This is a genomic window from Limnobacter sp. SAORIC-580, from assembly GCF_013004065.1.
In the GTDB taxonomy this organism is placed as follows: Bacteria; Pseudomonadota; Gammaproteobacteria; order Burkholderiales; family Burkholderiaceae_B; genus Limnobacter; species Limnobacter profundi.
Window position 1 is genome coordinate 1,380,029 of record NZ_CP053084.1, and the last position, 22,710, is coordinate 1,402,738.

22 protein-coding genes and 1 tRNA gene are annotated in these 22,710 nt (G+C 53.2%); 11 read left to right on the forward strand and 12 right to left on the reverse strand.

Translation table 11 applies throughout. The features are described 5' to 3' along the window. Window positions 1-2 precede the first annotated feature (2 nt). From lpdA to phoU, 3 genes are all read left to right on the forward strand, one after another. Window positions 3-1,790, forward strand: coding sequence for a dihydrolipoyl dehydrogenase (lpdA, locus tag HKT17_RS06375; RefSeq protein ID WP_171098688.1), 1,788 nt, complete (start codon window positions 3-5; stop codon window positions 1,788-1,790). Window positions 1,791-1,927: 137 nt separating this feature from the next. Beyond that, window positions 1,928-2,581: a ribose-5-phosphate isomerase RpiA gene (gene rpiA, locus HKT17_RS06380; protein ID WP_105028867.1), complete on the forward strand. Its 654-nt coding sequence runs from the start codon at window positions 1,928-1,930 to the stop codon at window positions 2,579-2,581. 145 nt (window positions 2,582-2,726) lie between these two features. Beyond that, complete coding sequence (gene phoU / locus HKT17_RS06385; RefSeq protein WP_105028868.1) at window positions 2,727-3,428, forward strand: phosphate signaling complex protein PhoU; 702 nt, start codon at window positions 2,727-2,729, stop codon at window positions 3,426-3,428. Window positions 3,429-3,522: 94 nt separating this feature from the next. Here phoU and HKT17_RS06390 read toward each other — a convergent pair whose 3' ends face one another. The 12 genes from HKT17_RS06390 to HKT17_RS06445 form a co-directional block, all read right to left on the reverse strand. After that, window positions 3,523-3,831, reverse strand: coding sequence for a hypothetical protein (locus HKT17_RS06390; protein ID WP_171098690.1), 309 nt, complete (start codon window positions 3,829-3,831; stop codon window positions 3,523-3,525). Window positions 3,832-3,944: 113 nt separating this feature from the next. After that, entirely contained in the window at window positions 3,945-4,217 is a 273-nt protein-coding gene (locus tag HKT17_RS06395) for an oxidative damage protection protein (protein ID WP_008249931.1), read from the reverse strand. Window positions 4,218-4,274: 57 nt separating this feature from the next. Next, entirely contained in the window at window positions 4,275-4,841 is a 567-nt protein-coding gene (locus HKT17_RS06400; RefSeq protein WP_171098692.1) for a dihydrofolate reductase, read from the reverse strand. Between the two features lie 3 nt (window positions 4,842-4,844). Then, a complete protein-coding gene (gene thyA / locus HKT17_RS06405) occupies window positions 4,845-5,639 on the reverse strand; it encodes a thymidylate synthase (RefSeq protein WP_171098694.1) in 795 nt (264 codons plus the stop codon). Window positions 5,640-5,724: 85 nt separating this feature from the next. Further along, entirely contained in the window at window positions 5,725-7,500 is a 1,776-nt protein-coding gene (locus HKT17_RS06410; RefSeq protein ID WP_171098695.1) for an ABC transporter transmembrane domain-containing protein, read from the reverse strand. A 19-nt stretch (window positions 7,501-7,519) separates the two neighbouring features. Continuing rightward, entirely contained in the window at window positions 7,520-8,629 is a 1,110-nt protein-coding gene (locus HKT17_RS06415; protein WP_171098698.1) for a lipocalin-like domain-containing protein, read from the reverse strand. After that, a complete protein-coding gene (locus HKT17_RS06420; RefSeq protein WP_171098700.1) occupies window positions 8,626-11,184 on the reverse strand; it encodes an FtsX-like permease family protein in 2,559 nt (852 codons plus the stop codon). Before HKT17_RS06420 ends, HKT17_RS06415 begins: the two co-directional genes overlap by 4 nt. Window positions 11,185-11,187: 3 nt before the next feature. Beyond that, window positions 11,188-11,886 carry an ABC transporter ATP-binding protein gene (locus HKT17_RS06425; protein ID WP_205882515.1) on the reverse strand — a complete coding sequence of 233 codons (699 nt, stop codon included), beginning with the start codon at window positions 11,884-11,886 and terminating at the stop codon, window positions 11,188-11,190. Window positions 11,887-11,965: 79 nt separating this feature from the next. Further along, window positions 11,966-12,751 (reverse strand): enoyl-ACP reductase FabI, encoded by a 786-nt coding sequence (gene fabI, locus HKT17_RS06430; RefSeq protein ID WP_171098705.1) that lies wholly within the window; start codon window positions 12,749-12,751, stop codon window positions 11,966-11,968. An 89-nt stretch (window positions 12,752-12,840) separates the two neighbouring features. Further along, complete coding sequence (locus tag HKT17_RS06435) at window positions 12,841-13,980, reverse strand: glycosyltransferase family 4 protein (RefSeq protein WP_171098707.1); 1,140 nt, start codon at window positions 13,978-13,980, stop codon at window positions 12,841-12,843. A gap of 6 nt (window positions 13,981-13,986) precedes the next feature. Next, entirely contained in the window at window positions 13,987-14,904 is a 918-nt protein-coding gene (locus HKT17_RS06440; protein ID WP_171098709.1) for a UDP-2,3-diacylglucosamine diphosphatase, read from the reverse strand. A gap of 121 nt (window positions 14,905-15,025) precedes the next feature. Further along, complete coding sequence (locus HKT17_RS06445; protein WP_105028875.1) at window positions 15,026-15,295, reverse strand: hypothetical protein; 270 nt, start codon at window positions 15,293-15,295, stop codon at window positions 15,026-15,028. A 125-nt stretch (window positions 15,296-15,420) separates the two neighbouring features. Between HKT17_RS06445 and HKT17_RS06450 the strand changes: the two genes are divergently transcribed. The 8 genes from HKT17_RS06450 (at window position 15,421) to pheT (ending at window position 22,697) form a co-directional block, all read left to right on the forward strand. Continuing rightward, window positions 15,421-15,497: transfer RNA gene (locus HKT17_RS06450), tRNA-Val, on the forward strand. 102 nt (window positions 15,498-15,599) lie between these two features. After that, window positions 15,600-15,728 (forward strand): hypothetical protein, encoded by a 129-nt coding sequence (locus HKT17_RS15690; protein WP_256367115.1) that lies wholly within the window; start codon window positions 15,600-15,602, stop codon window positions 15,726-15,728. Window positions 15,729-15,847: 119 nt separating this feature from the next. Further along, entirely contained in the window at window positions 15,848-17,755 is a 1,908-nt protein-coding gene (thrS, locus tag HKT17_RS06455) for a threonine--tRNA ligase (RefSeq protein ID WP_171098711.1), read from the forward strand. Window positions 17,756-17,785: 30 nt separating this feature from the next. Continuing rightward, on the forward strand, window positions 17,786-18,304 hold the full coding sequence (infC, locus tag HKT17_RS06460; RefSeq protein WP_105028882.1) for a translation initiation factor IF-3: 519 nt from the start codon (window positions 17,786-17,788) through the stop codon (window positions 18,302-18,304). A 166-nt stretch (window positions 18,305-18,470) separates the two neighbouring features. Continuing rightward, on the forward strand, window positions 18,471-18,668 hold the full coding sequence (gene rpmI / locus HKT17_RS06465) for a 50S ribosomal protein L35 (protein ID WP_105029855.1): 198 nt from the start codon (window positions 18,471-18,473) through the stop codon (window positions 18,666-18,668). Between the two features lie 16 nt (window positions 18,669-18,684). Further along, window positions 18,685-19,041, forward strand: a complete 357-nt coding sequence (gene rplT / locus HKT17_RS06470) for a 50S ribosomal protein L20 (protein WP_008249959.1) — start codon at window positions 18,685-18,687, stop codon at window positions 19,039-19,041. A 219-nt stretch (window positions 19,042-19,260) separates the two neighbouring features. Continuing rightward, the gene (gene pheS / locus HKT17_RS06475) at window positions 19,261-20,223 is read left to right on the forward strand and encodes a phenylalanine--tRNA ligase subunit alpha (protein ID WP_371815438.1); all 963 of its coding nucleotides are present in this window, start codon (window positions 19,261-19,263) and stop codon (window positions 20,221-20,223) included. Between the two features lie 41 nt (window positions 20,224-20,264). Further along, window positions 20,265-22,697: a phenylalanine--tRNA ligase subunit beta gene (gene pheT, locus HKT17_RS06480; protein WP_171098716.1), complete on the forward strand. Its 2,433-nt coding sequence runs from the start codon at window positions 20,265-20,267 to the stop codon at window positions 22,695-22,697. The last annotated feature ends 13 nt before the right edge of the window (window positions 22,698-22,710 follow it).

The window sequence follows — 22,710 nt, forward strand, 5'->3', positions numbered from 1 at the left end:
ACATGAAACTGATCGTTCCTGATATCGGTGATTTTGATTCCGTAGAAATTATTGAAGTGTTGGTCAAAGTTGGCGACAAGGTGAGCAAAGAGCAATCCTTGATCACCGTGGAGTCTGACAAGGCCAGCATGGAAATTCCGGCCTCTGACGATGGTGTGGTCACCAAGCTGCTCGTGAAGGTGGGCGACAAGGTGTCCAAAGGCAGTGAGATTTGTGAAATCAGCGGTGGTGCTGCATCTTCAGCCGCACCCGCCGCACCAGTTGCAGCGGACTCCAAACCAGCCGCTGCTGCTGAAAGCAAGTCGGCCACATCAACACCCGTGGCAGCTCCACCCGTCGCCTTGGCAGGCCCTGCCAGCAGTTACAGCGGCCAAGTTGATCACACTTGCGACGTGCTGGTGTTGGGCGCGGGCCCCGGCGGTTATTCAGCTGCATTTCGCAGCGCTGATCTTGGCATGAACACCATTCTGGTTGAACGCTACAGCACCCTGGGTGGTGTGTGTCTGAATGTGGGCTGTATCCCTTCCAAAGCACTGTTGCACACGGCACAGGTGTTGGAAGAAGCGCAGCACATGGGCGAACATGGCATTGCCTTTGCCAAGCCGAAAATTGATCTTGATAAATTGCGCGCACACAAAGCGGGTGTAGTCGGCAAGCTGACTGGTGGTTTGGCTGGCATGGCCAAGGGCCGCAAAGTAAAAACCGTGCAGGGCGTGGGCAGCTTTCTCAGTGCCAATCACCTTGAGGTGTCATTGGCCGATGGCAGCAAGCAGGTTATTCAGTTCAACAAGGCAATTATTGCCGCAGGTTCACAGCCAGTGCATTTGCCTTTCATCCCGCAAGATCCGCGCATTGTAGATTCGACCGGCGCACTGGAGTTGCCATTCATTCCCAAGCGTATGCTAATTATTGGCGGTGGCATTATTGGCCTTGAAATGGCCACTGTGTATTCTGCGCTGGGTGCTCGCCTCGATGTGGTTGAAATGCTGGATGGCCTGATGCAGGGTGCAGATCGCGACCTGGTGAAAGTTTGGCAAAAGCGCAATGCACCGCGGTTCGACAACATCATGCTAAAAACCAAAACCGTGGGCGTTGAAGCCTCGAAGAAGGGCATTCTGGTGACATTCGAAGGCGAACAGGCCCCGAAAGAGCCCCAGCTTTATGACATGGTGCTGGTGTCTGTCGGGCGCACGCCCAATGGCAAGAAAATTGGCGCCGAGAAAGCGGGTGTTGCAGTCACCGACCGCGGCTTCATTCCAGTGGACAAGCAAATGCGGACCAACGTGTCCAATATTTTCGCGATCGGCGATGTGGTGGGGCAACCCATGTTGGCGCACAAGGCTGTGCATGAAGCCCATGTTGCTGCCGAGGCCGCTGCGGATGAAAAAGCGTTTTTCGATGCACGGGTTATTCCAAGTGTGGCCTACACGCACCCCGAGGTGGCTTGGGTTGGTCTTACTGAGGACCAAGCCAAAGACCAGGGCATTAAAGTGGGCAAGGCAGTATTCCCATGGGCGGCCTCTGGCCGTGCAATCGCCAACAACGCCGACGATGGCTTCACCAAACTGTTGTTTGATGAAGAAACCAAGCGTGTAGTGGGCGGCGGCATTGTGGGCATGAATGCCGGTGATTTGATCGGTGAAGTGTGCCTTGCCGTTGAAATGGGTGCCGACGCTGTTGACATTGGTAAAACCATTCACCCACACCCCACCTTGTGTGAAAGCGTGGGCATGGCTGCTGAAGTTTACAAAGGCGTGTGTACCGATTTGCCCGCCCAGAAAAAGAAGTAATTATTACGACTTTGCCGTAAAGCCCGGAAAAACCAACTGCTTGCAGTTGGTTTTTTCCATTTGTGAGTCACTTCTACCTTTAAAATACAGGTTAGATCTAGCCTCAATCAATACCTCTCAGGAATATCAAACCCCTCATGGATGCTTTAACCCTAAAGAAAATGGTGGCCAAGGCCGCGCTTGAATATGTCCAGCCGGGCACCGTGCTCGGCGTGGGTACAGGTTCAACGGTGGATTGTTTTATTGATGCTTTGGCTGAGTCAGGTATTCAACTCAAAGGCGCAGTGTCTTCTTCGGTACGGTCTGAGAAAAAGCTGCGTGAAATTGGTGTGCCAATTGTTGACATGAACGATGTGGAAAGCTTGTCAGTCTACGTGGATGGCGCCGATGAGGTAGACCCAGCCAATTGTTTGATCAAAGGTGGTGGTGGCGCCAACACCCGCGAAAAAATTGTGGCTGATATTTCAGACAAGTTTGTGTGTATTGCTGACCAATCAAAACTGGTGCAAGTGTTGGGGGCTTTTCCTCTGCCGGTTGAAGTGTTGCCCATGGCACGCAATGCAATCGCACGAAAGCTAACCGCACTGGGTGGGCAGGTGAAGCTGCGCGAGGGTTTTGTCACGGACAACGGCAATGTGATTCTGGACGTGGCTGGTTTGAAAATTACCGACCCGGTTGCCATGGAAAAAGAGATTAACCATTGGCCAGGCGTTGTTACAAATGGGCTTTTTGCGATTCGAAATGCTGATGTAGTGTTAATCGCAACAGCAGATGGTATAAAAACCCTTTAATCCTCCTTACAGGCAGGACTAAGACCTGAATAATTGTGCAGAACATGGCAGAATAAAGTGAACATGTGGCATGGTTTGACAAATTCTTGTCATGTGCATGTGCCACATTACATTGTTACAACAATTATCCGGGTAAGGAAGACAAATGACTGAACACACCTCCAAACAGTACGACGCCGAACTGGAGTCGCTGCGCACTCGCGTTCTACAGATGGGCGGCCTGGTGGAGAATCAGATCGTGTCAGCCATCGAAGGTTTGGGCGCGGCCGATACCCAAATTTTCAAGGACGTCATTCGTCGTGAGAAAGAAGTCAACGACATCGAGCTTGAAATCGACGAACTGTGCAATCACATCCTGGCCCGTCGCCAGCCTGCTGCGGTTGATCTGCGCTCGGTAATTGTGGCGATCAAAATGATTCGCGACCTGGAGCGAATCGGTGACGAAGCTGAAAAAGTGGCTCGTATGGGCATGATGATCGCAGATGCGGGCAAGCATTTTGTGCCCAAAGTCGATTTGCATCGCATTGCCAGCAACGCCATCGCCATGCTGCGCAAGGTTTTGGATTCTTATGCACGCGTTAACGCGGTTTCTGCGGCAGAAGTGGTCAAGGCCGATATCGAGGTGGATGATGAATTCAAGGCGATTTTGCGCCAGCTGATCACCTTCATGATGGAAGACCCACGCACCATTTCCCGCTCCATCGAAATTTTGTTCATCGCCAAAGCAATTGAGCGCATTGGTGATCACTCCAAGAACATGTCTGAACACGTGGTTTATATGGTAAAAGGCCGTGACGTTCGCCATCAGGGACCAGAAGTTGTGGCTCAGGAAGCTTCAGACAATTAATTGAGAGTTAATTGGCAAACGGCTTGAACTTGAGAAAGCAAGTGGCCCGCTTCACCAAATGTGTAGCGGGCTTTTTGTTGGGCAGCCATTTTGCTCAAAGCTGATGTTTTCCCAGAAAAATCCACGCGACTGTAATTTTTGCAATGGTGCAGGTGCACAAGGCTGCGATCGTGTAGAAAAACACACAGGCCATGGTATTGAATTGCTCCAGCATGATCCCGGCGAAGTACATCAGCAGGGTTAATGCGATCCAGCGGCGTAAATAAGCCAGCAAGTGGTGTCGGTTGGCTTTGTTGTGAGCGATTGCCGCAGATCGTTGATACAACTCTTTCACGCTGGCATCGCGAAACAGCCAGTGAAAGAAAAAGTAGCGAAACAGCACGCTGTCTTGGAAGCTGGTCATGCTGAAAACTCCGGTTGACGGTTTCAGTATGCAACGGCTGGCGCAAGAAAAAAAGCCCCTGTGTTCAGGGGCTTTTTGATGTGCTGTGAGTGGGGTGTTTGACTGGTTGCCGCTTAGTTGCTGGGCGGCACATAACCGGCAGCTTGTTCGGCACCATCACCAAAGAAGTGCTTTTCCATTTGTTCCATCAGGTACTTGCGGGCGCGAGCATCCGCCAGGCTCAGGCGGTTTTCGTTCACCAACATGGTTTGGTGTTTCAACCAGTCTTGCCAGGCTTGTTTGGACACATTCTCAAAAATTTTCTTGCCCAACTCACCGGGTGCGGGAGGAAAATCCAAGCCTTCTGCCTCTTTACCCAATTTAATGCAGTTCACTGTGCGTGCCATTGTTTACTCCTTTTAACCCCTTGTCGGGATCAATTCTCGGGTTTAATTCTTCGCGGATTAATTGTCTACTTTTGCGTATTTTACAAAATCAAAGCCCCACGCGCGTTCCGGGGTGGCTGTATTGGTAATCCGTTCAACTTCCCTGAACAGCTGGCGATCCCATTGGGGAAAGCTGGCATCGCCTTCAAAGCTTTGATGTATCTCGGTCAGTATCAGTTCATCAACCAGGTTTTGGTTCAGAGCCTGCTGATACAAATTACTCCCACCAATCAAAAATACTTGTTCAAAATTTGAAAGCCAATTCAGTGCATTGGGCAAGTTCGTGGCTGTTGCAATTTGAGTGGCACCGCCCTCGGGTAGCGCTGCGGGGTATGCAATCACGCTGCGTGGCGTGCCGTCTTTGGCAGGTGCGGGTGCCCAGTGTACATTGCCCGACAACACCACATTCAGGCGCCCAGGCAGTGGGCGGTTGATGGATTCATAGGTTTTTCGGCCCATCAGCACCGGGCAGCCCAAAGTGGTCTGCTTAAAGAAAGCAAGGTCTTCTGGCAAGTGCCAAGGCAGGCTGTTGTTGATGCCAATAATGCCGTTTTTGGCCACTGCGGCCACAATGGATACTTTCATGCCTTATACCGCCACTGGCGCTTTGATGTGCGGGTGGCAAGTGTAATTCAGAATTTCGAAATCTTCGAACTTGTAATCGAAAATGCTTTCAGGTTTGCGTTTGATTTGCAGTGTAGGCAGCGGGTGCGGCTTGCGGCTTAGTTGCTCGGCCACCTGTTCCATGTGGTTGCTGTACAAATGGCAATCGCCACCTGTCCACACAAAGTCACCAACCTCAAGGTCGCATTGTTGCGCAACCATGTGGGTGAGCAGGGCATAGCTGGCAATGTTGAAAGGTACACCGAGGAAAATATCGGCACTGCGCTGGTACAGTTGGCAACTCAGTTTGCCGTCTGCCACATAAAACTGAAACAGCGCATGGCAGGGTGGCAGCTTCATGTTGTTGATTTCAGCCACGTTCCAGGCGCTCACAATGTGGCGGCGAGAATCGGGGTTGTTCTTGATTTGCTGCATCAACTGGGAAATTTGGTCAATGTGGCGGCCGTCGGCCGTGGGCCAGCTTCGCCACTGCACGCCATACACCGGGCCCAAGTTACCATTCTCATCGGCCCACTCGTCCCAAATGCTGACGCCGTTTTCCTTCAGGTAACGAATGTTGCTGTCGCCCATCAAAAACCACAACAACTCGTGAATAATGGAACGGGTGTGCAGCTTCTTCGTGGTCACCATGGGGAAACCGTCTTGCAGATTAAAGCGCATTTGGTAACCAAACACGGAACGAGTGCCCGTGCCGGTGCGGTCCATTTTGTCGGTGCCGTGGTCCAGCACGTGCTGCATCAAGTCAAGGTACTGTTGCATGTTGATTTCGCTGCAAATCCGGGGGGGTCGTTAGTCTGCTAAGTTTACCTTGTTGGAAAGCCCAAACGTTGCGAACCCGGAAAATTCAAGCCATCACTTTCTGTGCATGCTCATTGATGAACTGAAGCGATGCCAACTTGGCATACAAACCTTGCCGCGCCATCAAATCCTTGTGGGTACCCATCTCCACAATTTTGCCTTCATTCATCACCACAATTCGGTCAGCGGCCATGACGGTAGCCAGGCGGTGGGCAATAATCAGGGTAGTGCGACCGTGTCGGCTTTTCTCGATTGCTTGCTGCACCAGTTGCTCGCTTTCTGCATCCAGGCTGGCGGTGGCTTCATCCAGCAAAAGCAAACCAGCGTCTCGCAGTACGGCGCGTGCAATAGACACCCGTTGGCGTTCCCCGCCACTCAGGCGCACCCCTTTTTCGCCCACATTGGTATTCAAACCCTCGGGCATTCGGTGCACAAAATTGGTGGCCGCTGCGTCGGCCAGTGCCTTGTCAACTTCCTCGGCGGTGGCGTTGGGTTTGCTGTACCTTACGTTGTCTTGCAGGCTGCCTGAGAAAATAACCGCTTCTTGAGCCACATAGGCGCAATTGGCTCGCCATTGCTCCAGGTGCAGGCTTTCCAGTGCCTTGCCTTCAATTAAAATCTGCCCCTGGTTTACGTCGTACCAGCGCAGCAGCAGGCTGAAAAGCGTCGATTTTCCTGCACCCGAGGGGCCAACCACGGCAAGGGTTTCGCCGCGCTGAATACTCAAGTTGAAATCTTGAAGAATGAATTTTTCCGGCGCTGAAGGATAGGCAAAATCAACATGACTGAATTCGATCAAAAAGCCGCCCTGTTTCGCAGGTGGCGGAAGGCCATGTTTGTGAATGGTCGTGTCGAGATTGAGCAACTCAACCAGGCGCTCGGCCGCACCTGCTGCACGCTGAAATTCACCGAGTACCTCAGATAACGCAGCGAAACCGGCGCCCACAAAGGCCGCGTACATCACAAACTGGGCCAGTTCACCCGCGCTCATTTCGCCGCTGGCCACTGCCTTTGCGCCCATCCACAACACCACCACCAAGCCTGCGAACGCAAGGCCGATCGCAACAAACAACAAAGCGGAACGGTTCACGGTGCGCCTGCGCGCGGTTTGGTAAGTTTGCTCACTGGAGGTGGTGAATTTTGAAGCCTCGGTGTGCTCCTGATTGAAGGCTTGTACGGTGGTAATCTGGTTCAAAACCTCTTGTGCAATCGCGCTGCTGTCGGCCAGTTTGTCTTGGCTGGCCCGCGACAATTTGCGAACCCTGCGTGCCAATATCACCACCGGCACCATCACCACAACAACCAACAACAGCACAGCACCTGAAAGCAAGGGGCTTGTGAGCAGCAGCATCACCAAGCCGCCCAGTGTGGTCAGGCTGTTGCGCAAAAAGAATGACAGGCTGCTGCCAATCAGGGTTTGAATCAGCGTGGTGTCAGCGGTCAAGCGAGACAAAACTTCACCAACCTTTAAGGTTTCAAAAAACTCGGGGCGTTGCACCAGCAAGTGGCTGTAGACACGGTTGCGAAGATCGGCGGAAATTCGTTCGCCCAGTGTGGTTACCAAGTAAAACCGCACCGCACTGGCCATGGCCAGCACAAACACCAGCACCAGCAGGTATCCAAATGCACTGTTCAAACCCTCGGGGTTTTCACCCGCCAGAAAACCACTGTCGATCAGCCAGCGAAACATGACTGGCATGGTCAAGGACATGGCCGAGCCCAGCAAAAGGGCACCCAGGGCAGCAAACGCCCAGGCCTTGTGGGGGCTGACCAAGGAGGCCAGGGTTGACCCCAGCGTTTGAAGTTTGTTGGTGTTGCTCATGCGGTGAGTGGTAAGTGGCTCAAAGTTGCATGGGGCGATCATACCCTGTCATTTCAAGGTAGCCGCGCCCCCAGGGTGAAGCATTGGCGCTTTTCACGTGTATGGCGCCTTCCCAATACAGGGTGCCAGTGCTGGCGCGCGCGTCCAGTTCCTGATCATCAAACAAGGGGTGAAGTTCAAAGCGTTGTTCGTCTAGCTTAAGCGTCTGGGACACCGGGTATTCAATGCCGGTTCGGCTTGACTTCCAGCGTTTCAACACCTCGAATTGAACCTGTTTGAAATTGCGCACTGTGCCGTCCGCCAGTCGAAGGGCTGCATGGGTCCACACAGGCGGTTTGGTGGTGTCGCGATCGCGAATTTGAAATGCCATCAAGGCTTCGCCTTGGCTGCCATGCAAACCCACCCAGTCCCAACCTTGGGCGTTCGGGGCCAGCACAGTGCTTGACCATTCATGGTCCATCCAGAAGGTGCCTTGCACTGGCAATGTTTTGTTCTCCACGCGAACTGTGCCGCTGCTGCGCATGTGGGGCAGGGTGATGTAATAACTCGATTGCTCCGCTTTGGGCCCTTTTTGCGAGTAGCCACCCTGGCCTTGCATCCACGGTGTTTGTGTTGGTTCCATGCGCAAGTCGATAGTCAATTGCGGGGTGTTAATTTTGCATTGCCACTGCTCGCCTTGCGCAGTTTGTAATTGCCAGCCTGGCATTTGGACGTTCAACACCTGTTGGTTTGTGCTTTGAATCAAGGCGCCGCCGCTGCCCGCACGGCGAATAATTTGATCGTGCTTCAACTTGCCTGCCGAAGGCATGGCCAAAGCAGCATGGGCGAACAACAATTGTTTGGGTGAAAAGGCGCTGGGGTTCAGCACATTCACATTGGGCGCAGACCGAAAAAATGTAATTTGCACACCCAAAGGTTCGCCCAATTCCGGGCTTTCAAACCAGCCTGTGAAGTACCACCATTCGGTTCGGAACGCTGGATGTGCGCCATGGTCACGGGGCAGGGTGGGCGGTATGCTTGCATTGGGTTGGGCATACACCCGCTGCAAGCCTCGTTCGGCCAGCGCAAAGCCCATATGTGCGAATAGTGGCATGCCCAGCCCGGCTTTCAACAAATCCCGCCGCTTCATGCCCAGTCCTCTTTCAATTGCTCGACCAATCGAGTACCCAGTTTGTTGCGAAGGGCCAGCGTCACGGTGGCGCTGCTCATGGCAATCAGCACCAACACCATGGCGCCCAGGTCGTGCCACGGTGTGAACCATTCCATGGTCCAGTGAAAAGATTGCGGGTTGACCACAAAAATTAAAATGGCAGCAAATGCCAAACCAATCATCAAACCCACCAAAGCAGCCAGGGCCGATGCAATCAGGGCTTCACGTGCAATCAGTTTCAAGATCCAGTTTGGGCTGGCCCCCATGGCGCCCAGCAAGGCGAATTCGCGCTTGCGTTGCAGGGCCATGGCCGAAAACGTAGTGCCCACGCCAAACAGGCCGATCACTACGGCCGCAATTTCCAGCAGGTAGGTGACGGCAAAGCTGCGATCGAAAATATCCAGGCTTAATTGTCGAATTTCACCCGGCTCTGCAAAGTCAATTTTTTGCGCAACCGCTGTGCTGCTGGCAGCCTGTTCAATGCGTGCCACCATCTCTTTTACAGTTACATTCTCTTGTGGCCAAACAGCACCTTGTGTGTCTTTGAATTGCACATTAAATTGCTTGAGCAGTTCTGCCTTGGGCAGCACAATTGCGCCGTGTTGGCGGGTGTAGTCCCGCCACACGCCCATCACGGTGGTGGGTACAAGCACGCCTTGGTCCAGTTGCAGTTCAAGTGTGCTACCGGCTTGCAGGCCATACAAATCGGTCATGGGTTCACTGACCCACACGGGCAATGTGCCTGCTTTGGGCTCGTCGATTGTATTGCCGGTCATGGGTAGGCGCTGTGCAGCAGCCTGAACTGAAATGGGCCGGGCAATCAGTTCAACGGCGGGTCTTTTGGGATTGAGCACAATCGATTGTTGTCCCCAAAATTCAACCAGTTCCACGCCCGGCAGTTCAGCCACTTTTTGCTGAAAGGCATCGGGAAACACCGGGATGCTCGAGCTGCTCAGTTTTATATACAAGGGGGCGGGCAATACTTGCGTAAGCCAGTTGTCCAGCGAATGGCGAAAGCTGTAGATCATCACATGCATGGCCACCACCAAAGCAAAACTCGCAACCACGCCCGACAATCCCACAGCCAGTAAATTCGGAGTGCTGGCCAAGCGCGATTTTGCGAGATCTGCCATTTGGGCCAGCTGCGCCGGCGGGCGTATAAAGCCGCGCACCACCAAGCCAATCATTGCGATGCCTCCGAACAAACCAAAAGCCACTGCCAGGTAACCACCCACCGGAATATTTCCGTAAGGGGGAATAAACAAGCAGGCAGCGGCTACCCCGCAAAGCAGCAAGCCAACCCAGTGCGCTTTGTTGGCAAACTGCAGGCCCGCCTCTTCGGTGCCTGCACGCAGGCGTTGGTGCAAAGCCATTTGACCAGTTTGCAAGGCAGGCGACAAACCGCCCAGCAAGGTGGCCACTACACCAAAACCGGCAAAAAGCAAGGTATCCAAAGGGGGCAAAGCCACTGTGCTTTGCGTGGTTTGAAAGTAACCAGCACCCAAGTCAACACCCAAATAACGAACCACGGCCAGGGACAAACCCCAGCCCAAGGCCACGCCCAGCACACCACCCACCACACCGCAACACATTGATTCAAACAACACCTGCATGCGCAGTGCACCTGCCCGCGCACCCAAGGCCGCCAGCAGTGCCCACTGGCGTGAGCGTTGTGCCACTGCCAGCATTTGCGTAGAGAAGGTTAAAAAGCCACCCGTGAGCAATGCAACCATGGCCAGAATCGACAGGTTGGCGCGATAGGCCTGCGAGACACTGGCTCCTCGTGTGCCTTGTTCACTGGGCGTCTCAAGGCGGCCCAACTCTGAAAACTCATCGCCATATTGCCGTTGAAAACTGGCCGGGGTCACGCCCTCCTGAAGTTTTAAATCGATCCGGGAAATCTGCCCCAGCGTGCCCAAGCGCCATTGCACCGCTGCGATATCTGCCACGGCAAGCAGCTGCCCGCTACCGGCTGCGGGTACCGTGCCCGCAGCCTGCCATTCCAGGCTTGAGTTGTTGTGAAGTGTGGTCAGTGTGTTTTGTTCACCGGGTAGTTGTTCTTTCAGAGCCGGGCTTACAAAAACATAAGTGGAACTCAGCAAAGGGATCTCGCCTTGTTGTGCGGTGTCGTTTGTTTCATCACTGCTTTGCCCAATCAAGTTGGGCGTGACCGCCGCAGCTGTGAACACATCCAACCCTAGCCAGCGCACCGGTTTGTCAAAACCCTGCATGGGTACGACGATATCGATGACTGGCGATGCCACTGCCACCTCGGGCAAGGCGGCAAGTTGTTCAAGAATTCTTTCAGGCAGCAGAGAACTGTGCGGCAACAATTGCAAATCAGCTTGTCCCGAGAACTGCCGCACGCCGTTGTTGAACTGATCAAGCGCCTGCTTGTGAATAAGATGCACGGCAAACCCCAGGCCCACACCCACTGCAATTGAAATGGTAGCAATTAGCCACTTCACCGGTTGATCACGCAAGGCGCCAGCAAACAGTTGCAGCTTTAAAGCCAGGCATGGTGGCAATGCCATGGTTCAGGCCTTGTTGGCTGCATGGGCAGCCAAATTTTCAACCGGGTTTAATTCAGCCGTAGGGTGCTCGGCCAAATGGTGGTCGGCCAAATTCAGGCGATGATTCAAATGGCTGGCGGCTTTTACAGAATGGGTCACCATGACCAAGGCGCAACCCTGCGCTGAACATGCGTCAAGCAACACTTGCAGCACACGCTCGGCATTGTCTTCGTCCAGGTTACCAGTCGGCTCATCTGCAAGAATCAATGGCGGGTTTAAGGCCAAGGCGCGTGCAATTGCCACGCGCTGCTGTTCTCCACCCGACAATTCGCGCGGGTAGCTTCTGGATTTGTGACTAATACCCACTTGATCCAGCAGTTGAATGCACCTTGAGTGGTTGGGTTTTTCGCCTGCCAGCAGAAACGGCAATTCAACGTTTTGTTGCGCGTTTAAGTGTGGCATCAGATAGTAGGCTTGAAACACCAAGCCAACATGCCGAAGCCGCCTGGCTGCAATTTGATTGGTGTTCAAGGTGTGAATTGCAGTGCCAGCCCAATACACCTCGCCAGTGTCGGGCTTGTCCAGCCCGGCCATTAAATGAAGCAGGGTGGATTTACCTGACCCCGATTCACCGATCACGGCAAGAGACTGCCCCTGTTGCAATTGAAGACTGACGTCGGTGAACAGCTTAACGCCACCGAGGGTTTTTGAAACCCCCGCCACTGCGAGGGTTGTTGAACTTGTTTGCTGTTGGTTCACCCGAATTACCGCCTTGTGGTGAAACGTTTAAAGAATCGATTCCTTATTCTGCCATGCCGCCTACCACTGTGCTGTAGCCTGCATCCACATAGGTAATTTCAGCAGTAATGCCACGAGCCAAATCGGAAAGCATGAATGCGGCAGTGTTACCCACATCGTCAATCGTCACGTTTCGGCGCAGGGGTGCAGCTTCCTCAACGGCGTGCAAAATTTTGCTGAAACCTTTAATGCCTGCCGCAGCCAGGGTTTTGATTGGACCAGCTGAAATACCGTTCACGCGGATACCCTTTGGACCCAGTGATTCAGCCAGGTAGCGAACCGATGCTTCCAGCGATGCCTTGGCCAAGCCCATGGTGTTGTAGTTGGGCACCATGCGAACAGAGCCCAGATAGCTGAGTGTGAGCAAAGCGCCTTCGCGGCCTTGCATCATGGGATAGGCCGCTTTGGCCAGTGCCGGGAAACTGTAGGCTGAAATGTCGTGCGCAATGCGGAATGCTTCGCGCGAAATACCTTCCAGAAAGTCACCTGCAATGGCCTCGCGCGGGGCAAAGCCAATGGCGTGCACCAAACCGTCCAAACCATCCCAGTGCTTGGCCAGTTCAGTGAACAGGTTCTCAATTTGGGCGTCCTCGGCCACATCCAGCGGAAACACCAGCTTGGAGTTGAACTCGGCGGCCATGTCTGTAACACGGTCAATGAAACGCTCGGTTTGGTAAGTGAAGGCCAGTTCAGCGCCCTGCGCGTGGCAGGCCTTGGCAATACCATAGGCGATTGAACGGTTTGACAAAAGGCCTGTGATAAGAATTTTTTTACCGGCTAGGAATCCCAATTTGTATTGCTCCTGAGAATGGGTTGTGAGTTTTCACTTAGTGCCTATCATTTAGGGCCTATTATAGGCAATTCACAGGGCAATCGACTTCAGGGGCGGTTAGACAAAGGCTTGGGGTTGGCTGACAGTTTCTTGGGCGCAGTGCTCGTCAACCCGATCGGGGCCAGGTAGCCCTGAAACTGTTCGGCACAATTTTCCCAGGTAAAAGTGCTGGCGTGCTTCAACGGTACAACGCGTTCAATTTTCAATGCGGCCATGGCAGCGGTTTTCAAGTTCCAGTCCAGCACGCCTGCACCGGAATTGCCAACCACGTCCAGCGGCCCGTTCACAGGGAACGCTGCCACGGGGCAGCCGCTGGCCATGGCTTCAAGCAGCACCAGCCCGAAGGTGTCAGTCATGCTGGGAAACACAAACACATCGGCACGTTTGTATAACTCTGAAAGCGCCGCGTGATTCAGCATGCCGAACCATTTGGCCTCTGGGTATTGTTTCTCGAGCGCCTTGCGTGCCGGGCCGTCGCCAGCAATCCATTTTTCGCCCGGCAGTTCAAGGCTCAAAAATGCGTCCAGATTCTTTTCCACGGCCACACGGCCTGCGTACAGAAACACCGGTTTCTCAATGCTACAGGCGTTCAAGCGGTGCAGCAGCTCAACCTGTTGGGCATCGTCGGTAGGCAGGTCGCGGGGGCTGTAACTCATGTGCTTGCTGGCTGCCGATTGTTCCGGATTGAAGCGTTTCAGGTCAACACCCCGTTGCCACAATACGCAATTGTTCAAGCCACGGCCTTGCAATGTTTTTATGACCGACAAAGTGGGTACCATTACTGCACGGGATGGTTTGTGAAACCAGCGCAGCAGCGCGGCAGTAAAGCGAATCGGAATGCCCGACCTCGCTTTGACATACTCGGGAAACTGGGTATGGTAGGCCGTTGTAAATGGCAATTTGCGACCATGTGCCAGCAGCCGCATGGCCAGGCCAATTGGCCCTTCGGTCACAATGTGCACAGCTTGGGGTTTGAATCGGTCCAGCTCGTTGCGCAGGCGCGTGAAAGGCCACAAGGCCAGTCGAATTTCAGGGTAGGTTGGGCAGGGAATGGTTTTAAACAAGCCCGGATGAATTACCCGTACCTCGTGGCCCTGCGCGGTCAGTTGTGCCACCACCTGGCTAAGCGTTTGCACCACACCGTTGACTTGCGGTGCCCAGGCGTCGGTTGCAATCAGAATTCGCATGGTGGTTTACTCCGCTACCGTGTGCGCAAGCGCTTTTTGTTTGCGAACCGGCAGGTCACGGTGTGGCCAGTGAACAATGTCCAGTTTTCCGCAGGGATGCTCAACCAGCGCGGTCAGGCTTTCAACCCAATCGCCGTCGTTGCAGTAAAGCAAGCCGTCCACTTCTTTAATCTCGGCTTTGTGAATGTGGCCACACACCACACCGTCGTAGCCACGGTGTTTGGCCTCGTGAATTAGCGCGTGTTCAAACTCAAGAATGAAGTTCACGGCGTTTTTGACTTGCTGTTTCAGAAACTGCGACAGTGACCAATACGGGTAGCCCAGCTTGATTCGAATATTGTTCAACACCCGGTTCAAAGTCAGCGCAAAGTTGTACAGCGTGTCGCCCAGGTAGGCCAGCCATTTGGCATAGCGCACCACCTGGTCAAACTCATCACCGTGCACCACCCACAGGCGTTTGCCGTCTGCGGTCACGTGCACCGCGTTTTCCATAATCGGAATGTCGCCGAAGGTCATGCCAGCAAACTGGCGCGCGGCCTCGTCGTGGTTGCCGGGAATAAACACCACCTGTGTGCCCTTGCGCGCCTTGCGCAACACCTTTTGAATGACATCGTTGTGGCTTTGCGGCCAAAACCAGCTTTTGCGCAGCTGCCAGCCATCGATAATGTCGCCCACCAGGTAAAGCGTGTCGCTTTCATTGTGTTTCAGGAAGTGGAGCAGGGCGTCTGCCTGGCAACCGGGCGTACCCAGGTGAATGTCTGAAATCCAGATGGTGCGGTATTTGTTAGACCCCTGCTCATCAGCGGCAGGATCAACTTCAGAAACATGCTGCTGAGCAGTTGGCTCAACGAGTGGTTCGGTGGTCGCTTTCTCAAACAGTTGTTCGGCAAGTTGCTGCTTGAAATTCAACTGGTTCGAGCGCATTTTTAATGTCCATGTTCTTGTCATGGCACCCATTAAACGCGCTCGATTTGACTACCTTGTGACAGTTATATGACTCTTTTTTGACAGGAAAGTCGGTGCCCCGGAAGTTTTATGACTTGTTTTATTTCGCTTCCAGGCTTTTTGGCAGCCACCAAGTGAAGCCATACAGCAAGGTTTTTGACACCACCTCCATGGTTGGCAGGTTTTTGCCGCGCAATCGCAAGAAGGCAATCGGCAGTTCCAGCGTGTGTGCTACCAGCAACAACGCGGCCAGAACCAACAGGAAAGGCATCACAAGGCTGATCAACAAATAGGCAGGAACCACAATCCAGAAGCCGTTCATGACTTTGCGCATGGATTCAAACGATTGGGGGTTTACTTTAATGGCCATTTGTTTTCCTTGTGGGTGAGGGGCATGCAAAATTGAATATGACAATAGTTCTTGTCAGAAGTCTTGTCAAGCGTGTTTGGACTTGCCCCCGCAGGCGCACTGGTGTATATTTCGCACTCTTCTTTAGGACCGTAGCTCAGCTGGTTAGAGCGCTGCCTTGACATGGCAGAGGTCGCTGGTTCGATTCCAGTCGGTCCTACCAACACTCCCCTTTCAAAACTAATTCACCAAGATTTTTTTTCCGTTGCACAATGGTCGTATCAGGGTTCGCGTTCGCGACCTGAAACCTTCAGGAGTGTCGACTATGGGTCATGAACAGAAAAGCAACAAAATGGACAAAAAGAAGGCTTTGAGCACGCCGAAGGAAAAGAAGGCAGCCAAGAAAGTGAAGAAAGACATCAAGGAAGGCATTCACAAACCCAAAATTGTTTGATTGAACAAGCTTTTGTCAGCAATCAACAGCTTTTTAGTGAACAGGCATCATTCAAAAGGCTAAAATAGAAGGTTGCAAAGAATTTTATTTAAGCCCATTCAATCGTAAGGGAAGTACCTATGCCAGTAATCCGCCTGCCTGACGGATCCGAACGTGTTTTCGATCACCCTGTGACAGTCGCCCAAGTGGCGGCCAGCATTGGCCCTGGTTTGGCGAAAGCCGCCTTGGCCGGCACAGTGAACGGCACGCTGGTTGACACCTCTTACACCATTGAAAACGACGCCACCCTGTCTATCGTCACTGAAAAAGACGACGAAGGGCTGGACATGATCCGCCATTCCACAGCCCACTTACTTGCCTATGCCGTGAAGGAATTGTTCCCCTCTGCGCAGGTCACCATTGGCCCTGTGATCGAAGACGGGTTTTACTACGACTTTTCCTACGAGCGCCCCTTCACCCCTGAAGATCTGGAAGCGATCGAGAAAAAAATGACCGAGTTGGCCAGGCTCGATGAAGTAGTTACTCGCGAAGAATGGGTGCGCGATGATGCCGTGCAGTTTTTCAAAGACCAGGGCGAACACTACAAGGCCGAAATTATTGCAAGCATTCCAAGCAATGAAAACATTTCGCTGTACCGCGAAGGCAAGTTCATTGACCTGTGCCGTGGTCCACACGTGCCCAATACCGGCAAACTGAAACACTTCAAGTTGATGAAAGTGGCTGGTGCCTATTGGCGCGGCAATTCCAACAATGAAATGTTGCAGCGTATTTATGGCACAGCCTGGACCAAAAAAGAGGACCTGGCCGCCTACCTGCACCGCCTTGAAGAAGCTGAAAAGCGCGACCATCGCAAACTGGGCAAACAGCTGGACTTGTTCCACATGCAAGATGAAGCCCCCGGCCTGGTGTTTTGGCACCCCAAGGGTTGGGCTTTGTGGCAGCAGGTTGAGCAGTACATGCGCAAGGTGTACGTAGATGGTGGTTACCAGGAAATTCGTTGCCCTCAAATTTTGGACCGCAAGTTGTGGGAAAAGTCGGGCCACTGGGAGAACTACAAAGAAAACATGTTCACCACTGAATCGGAAAAGCGCGACTATGCGTTAAAGCCGATGAACTGTCCTGGTCACATTGAGGTGTTCAAGAGCGATTTGCGTTCTTACCGCGACCTGCCCATGCGCTATGGTGAATTCGGTGCGTGCCACCGAAATGAAAGCTCGGGTGCCTTGCACGGCATTATGCGTGTGCGCGGTTTCACGCAAGACGACGGCCATATTTTCTGCACTGAGGATCAGGTGCAAGAAGAGGTCACCCGCTTTAACCAAGTGGCCATGCAGGTATATGCCGACTTCGGTTTCAATGAAATCAATGTGAAGCTGGCCCTGCGCCCAGAGGCCCGCTTGGGCACCGATGAGACCTGGGACAAAGCCGAAGATTCCCTTCGCGCGGCCTTGAAAGCCTGCGGTGTTCAGTGGACCGAGCTGCCAGGCGAGGGTGCTTTCTACGGCCCGAAAATTGAATACCACATGAAAGACTCAATTGGTCGCTCGTGGCAGTGCGGCACCATTCAGGTTGACTTCCAGTTGCCTGGCCGCCTGGGCGCTGAGTATGTGGCCGAAGACAACAGCCGCCGCGTACCTGTAATGCTTCACCGCGCCATTGTTGGCTCTATGGAGCGATTCATCGGCATTTTGATTGAAAACCATGCAGGTGCCATGCCCTTGTGGCTGTCGCCCGTGCAAGTGGTGGTGGCCACCATCACCGAGGCGCACAATGAATACGCCCACAATGTGGTGCAAATGTTGAAAAAACAAGGCATTAGAGTGGAGGCGGATTTGCGTAATGAAAAGATCAATCGTAAAATCCGTGAGCACACGATGCAGAAAACCCCGTATATCGCTGTAATCGGCGATGCGGAACGTGATGCAAACCAAGTTGCCGTGCGCTTGCGCGGCAATGAAAACCTGGGCTCATTACCTGTTGACCAATTCGTTCAGCGCCTGCTGGGTGAAATCAACAGCAGGGCCTGATTTTATTTAACCAGAAGAAAGAGGCTAGACATCGTAGCAGAAAAGAAAAATCGCATTAACGAGGAAATCCGTATCCCCGAAGTGCGCCTCATTGGAATTGAGGGTGAGCAGTTAGGCATCGTTAAAACACCAGACGCCCTGCGTATGGCTGAAGAAGGCGGTGTGGATTTGGTGGAAATTGCGCCTCAGGCAGTGCCCCCGGTGGCCAAGCTGATGGATTACGGCAAGTTCCGCTACCAAGAGCAAAAGAAAGCCGCGGAAGCCAAGTCCAAGCAAAAACAAGTTCAAATCAAGGAAATCAAGTTCCGCCCGGGAACAGACGACGGCGATTACAACGTGAAGTTGCGTAATTTGACCCGTTTTCTGGAAGACGGCGACAAGTGCAAGGTTACCTTGCGCTTTCGCGGACGCGAAATGGCTCACCAGGACATTGGGGCCCGCCTTTTGGAGCGTGTTCGCACCGATCTCGATGAGATCGGCGTTGTCGAGCAAATGCCCAAGATGGAAGGTCGCCAAATGGTCATGATGATTGCTCCTCGAAAGAAGTAAGCACTGAAAGCCTGAAGTTTTCCAAAAGTATTGCCCAGAACAGCAAACCCGCGTTATAATCGCGGGCTTGCTGCATTGTGCGTAAAACCACAAAGCAACAAATTGCCCACCAGGTCAGAAAAGTGCTTCGTCGAAGCCACCTGCAAGCATGTACAGGAGCACCAAGATGCCCAAGATGAAGACCAAAAAGAGCGCCGCAAAGCGTTTCTTGGTCCGTTCAAGCGGATCGATCAAGCGTGGCCACGCCTTTAAGCGCCACATCCTCACCAAGAAAACGACCAAAAGCAAGCGTCAACTGCGCGGCATGGAAACGATTCACAAATCAGACATCGGTCGCGTGCGCGACATGATGCCTTACGCATAACCGGGAGGAGTGACAAATGCCTAGAGTAAAACGTGGTGTAACGGCTCGCGCCCGTCACAAAAAAGTAATCGCCCAAGCCAAAGGCTTCCGCGGTCGTCGTAACAATGTATTCCGCGTTGCCAAGCAAGCGGTAATGCGTGCTGGTCAGTACGCATACCGTGACCGTCGCAACAAGAAGCGCGTATTCCGCGCCCTGTGGATCACCCGAATCAACGCCGCAGTGCGTGAACACGGCATGACCTACAGCGTGTTTATCAATGGCTTGAAGAAAGCTGCCATTGGCCTTGACCGCAAGGTATTGGCTGACCTGGCAGTGACCGACAAAGCAGCGTTTGCTGCCATCGTGGGTCAAGTGCGCGCAGCGCAGGCTTAATTCACCAGCCAAGTCAAATATTTGTCACAAGTGTAGCCCCTGAGGTTTTTCACTTAAGTTGGCGAAAAGACTAAACAAAACGGAGCTCTCGGGCTCCGTTTTTGTTTTCAGGCGGTACAATTCAGAGCTCTACTCAAAGCCGTTCCAATCTCAAAAAGAATCGACCCAATACCCATGGATGCTTCGCTTTTAGCCATTCTTACCGAGGCCGAACAGGCCATGTCCTCGGCAACAGACCCAGCCAGTCTTGAAAACATCAAGGCCCAGTTTTTGGGCAAGCAAGGCAAAGTTACCGAGCTGCTCAAAGGCATGGCTGCGCTGTCGCCCGAAGAAAAGAAAACCCGTGGCGCGGAAATCAATCAATTGAAACAGCAGGTTGAAGCTGTGTTGAATGCCAAGCGCCAGGCGCTGGCCGATTCCGCCATGCAAGCCAAGTTGCATGCGCAGGCAATCGATGTCACCAAGCCAGGCCGCATGCGTGGAACTGGCGGTTTGCATCCAGCCATGCGCACACTTGAACGCATTGAAGAAATTTTTACCACCATTGGTTTTGATTTGGCCGATGGTCCTGAAATTGAAACCGACTTTCACAACTTCACTGCATTGAATACGCCCGAGAATCACCCCGCGCGTTCCATGCACGACACCTTCTATGTAGAAGGCACTGGCGGTAACCTGCTGCGTACGCACACTTCGCCCATGCAGGTGCGTTACATGCAAACCAACAAACCGCCCATTCGCATTATTGCGCCGGGCCGTGTGTATCGCGTGGACAGCGATGCCACCCACTCGCCCATGTTTCACCAGGTTGAAGGTTTGTGGATTGACCAGGGTGTCAGCTTTGCTGATTTGAAAGCGGTGTTCATGGATTTCCTGAAAACCTTTTTCGAAACCGACGACATCACCATTCGGTTTCGCCCTTCGTTCTTCCCGTTCACGGAACCCTCTGCGGAAATTGACATGGCGTTTACCAGCGGCCCCAACAAGGGCAAGTGGCTGGAAATTGCCGGTTGCGGGCAAGTGCACCCCAATGTATTGCGCCACGTGGGCATCGACCCTGAAACCTACACGGGATTCGCGTTTGGTGTGGGCCCCGATCGCTTGACCATGCTGCGTTACGGCATTAACGACTTGCGCCTGTTCTACGAAAACGACATTCGTTTTCTGCAGCAATTCAATTAAGTTTAATTCGGTTTAAACAAGCCAGTTTTGGATATTAAAAGATGCAATTCACAGAATCCTGGTTGAAGTCACTCGTCAACACACCATTGAACACCCAAGAGTTGGGCGACAAGCTCACCATGGCGGGTTTGGAAGTGGAAGAACTGGAACCGCTCGCCCCGGAATTTTCGGGTGTGGTGGTGGGTTTGGTTCTTAAAAAAGACAAGCACCCCGATGCGGATCGCTTAAGTGTGTGCCAAGTACAAGTGGCTGAAGGCGATGTGCGTCAAATTGTGTGCGGTGCCCCCAATGTGGCCGAAGGGCTGAAGGTGCCATGCGCTTTGCCCGGCGCGGAATTGCCAGGTGGTTTTAAAATTAAACCCACCAAAATGCGCGGCGTTGAAAGCGGTGGCATGTTGTGCTCTGGCAAAGAGCTGGGTGTACCGAGTGATGTAGATGGCCTGCATATTTTGAGCGAAGAATTCCCCGTGGGCGGCAATGTGCGTGAACTGCTCGGCCTGAACGAGATGAAGTTCACCCTGAAAATGACGCCCAACCGTGCGGATTGCTTGAGTGTTTGGGGCGTAGCCCGTGAAGTGGCGGCACTGACCGGTGCAACTTTGAATGCACCTTCATTTGTGCCCGTGGCCGCCACCATCAACGATACGTTGAAAGTTACTGTGGAAAACACCGAACTTTGCGGCCGCTTTGCCGGGCGTGTTATTCGCGGTGTGAACAACCATGCAAAAACCCCTCAGTGGATGGTTGATCGCCTGGAAGGCGCAGGCCAGCGCAGCTTGAACGCATTGGTGGATATTTCCAACTACGTGATGCTTGAGCTGGGCCGCCCCAGCCATGTGTTCGACCTGGACAAAGTGCAGGGCGACCTCACCGTGCGTTGGGCACGCGAAGGCGAAAAGCTGAAGCTGCTGAACGAGATGGAAGTGGCCTTGAAGCCGCACATGGGCGTGATTTGCGATGCCAATGGCCCGGAAGCGCTGGCTGGCATCATGGGTGGAGACCACACAGCGGTGAACGAAGGCACCACCAGTATTTTCGTGGAGGCCGCCTTTTGGCACCCCGACGCCATTGTGGGCCGTGCACGTGAATTCAATTTCTCGTCTGATGCCTCACACCGCTTCGAACGTGGCGTGGACTTCCAAACCATTCCAGAACATATTGAACGTATCACTGCCTTGATTCTGGAAATTTGCGGTGGCCAGGCTGGCCCTGTTGTGGACCAGGTGTTGAACCTGCCCGCGCGCAAGCCTGTAACCTTGCGCCACGCACGTGCGGAAATGGTCATTGGCATGCCATTTACCGTTGAACAAGTAAAAGACGTGTTCACCAAGCTAGGCTTTGAATTCACCGCCGAGGGGCAGGGCGCTGCAACGCGTTATGTGGTCAACCCGCCCAGCTACCGCTTCGACATCAACATCGAAGAAGACCTGATCGAGGAAGTGATTCGTGTGGTGGGCTACGACAGCCTGCCTTTGCGCGCACCCATGGGCAAACTGAAAATGTTGCCTGCCGCTGAAGGCAAAATTGGCCGCCATGCCATTCGCCGTCAAGTGGCTGCGCTGGGTTACCAGGAAGTGGTTAGCTACAGCTTTACGCCCGAACAATGGGAAGCCGATTTCAACGCCAACACCAACCCGGTTCGTTTGTTGAACCCGATTGCCAGCCACCTTAGCGTAATGCGCTCTACCTTGATTGCCAGCCTGACTGGTGTGTTGAAACACAATCTGGGTCACCGTGTAGACCGCCTGCGTGTGTTTGAAGTAGCCCGCGTTTTCGAGAAAGACGACAAGGTGCAAGACGGTGCACAAACTGTAGCTGGCTTCAAACAAACCTGGAAAGTGGGTGGTTTGGCGTATGGCTTGGCTGACCAATTGCAATGGGCTGCCGGCAACAATCGCGCACTCGACTTTTTTGATGTGAAAGGCGATGTAGAACAACTGCTGCACGGTCGCAAGGTGGATTTCGAGGTGTTTGAAGTTGCAAACCCGCACCCAGCTTTGCACCCAGGCCGTAGCGCCCGTGTACTGGTGAACAAACAGCCCATTGGTTTTGTTGGTGAACTGCACCCCAGGTTGGCTCAGGAATACGATTTGCCGCAGGCACCCATCGTGTTCGAATTGTTGCTGGATGGCTTGAATACGCGCAAATTGCCAGCTTTCAAAGAAGTTTCGAAGCAGCCAGTTGTGGTTCGAGACCTGGCATTTGTAGTAGAGCAAAATATTGCTGCTGCGCAACTTAAAAAAGCATTCACGGAAGTGAAAGATGACAACCTTGCTTGGCTGAAATCGGTTATCCTTTTCGATGAATTCGTACCGAAAGAAGAAGGTAAGGGCCTGAATCTAAATGAGAAAAGTTTGGCGTTCAGGCTGACTCTTCAGGCCAGCGACCGCAGCCTGACTGACGCAGACATCGAGCCTTTGTTGAAAAAAATGATTGACCAGGCAGGCCAGCGTTGTGCGGCCCGCTTGCGATAAATATTGATAAATA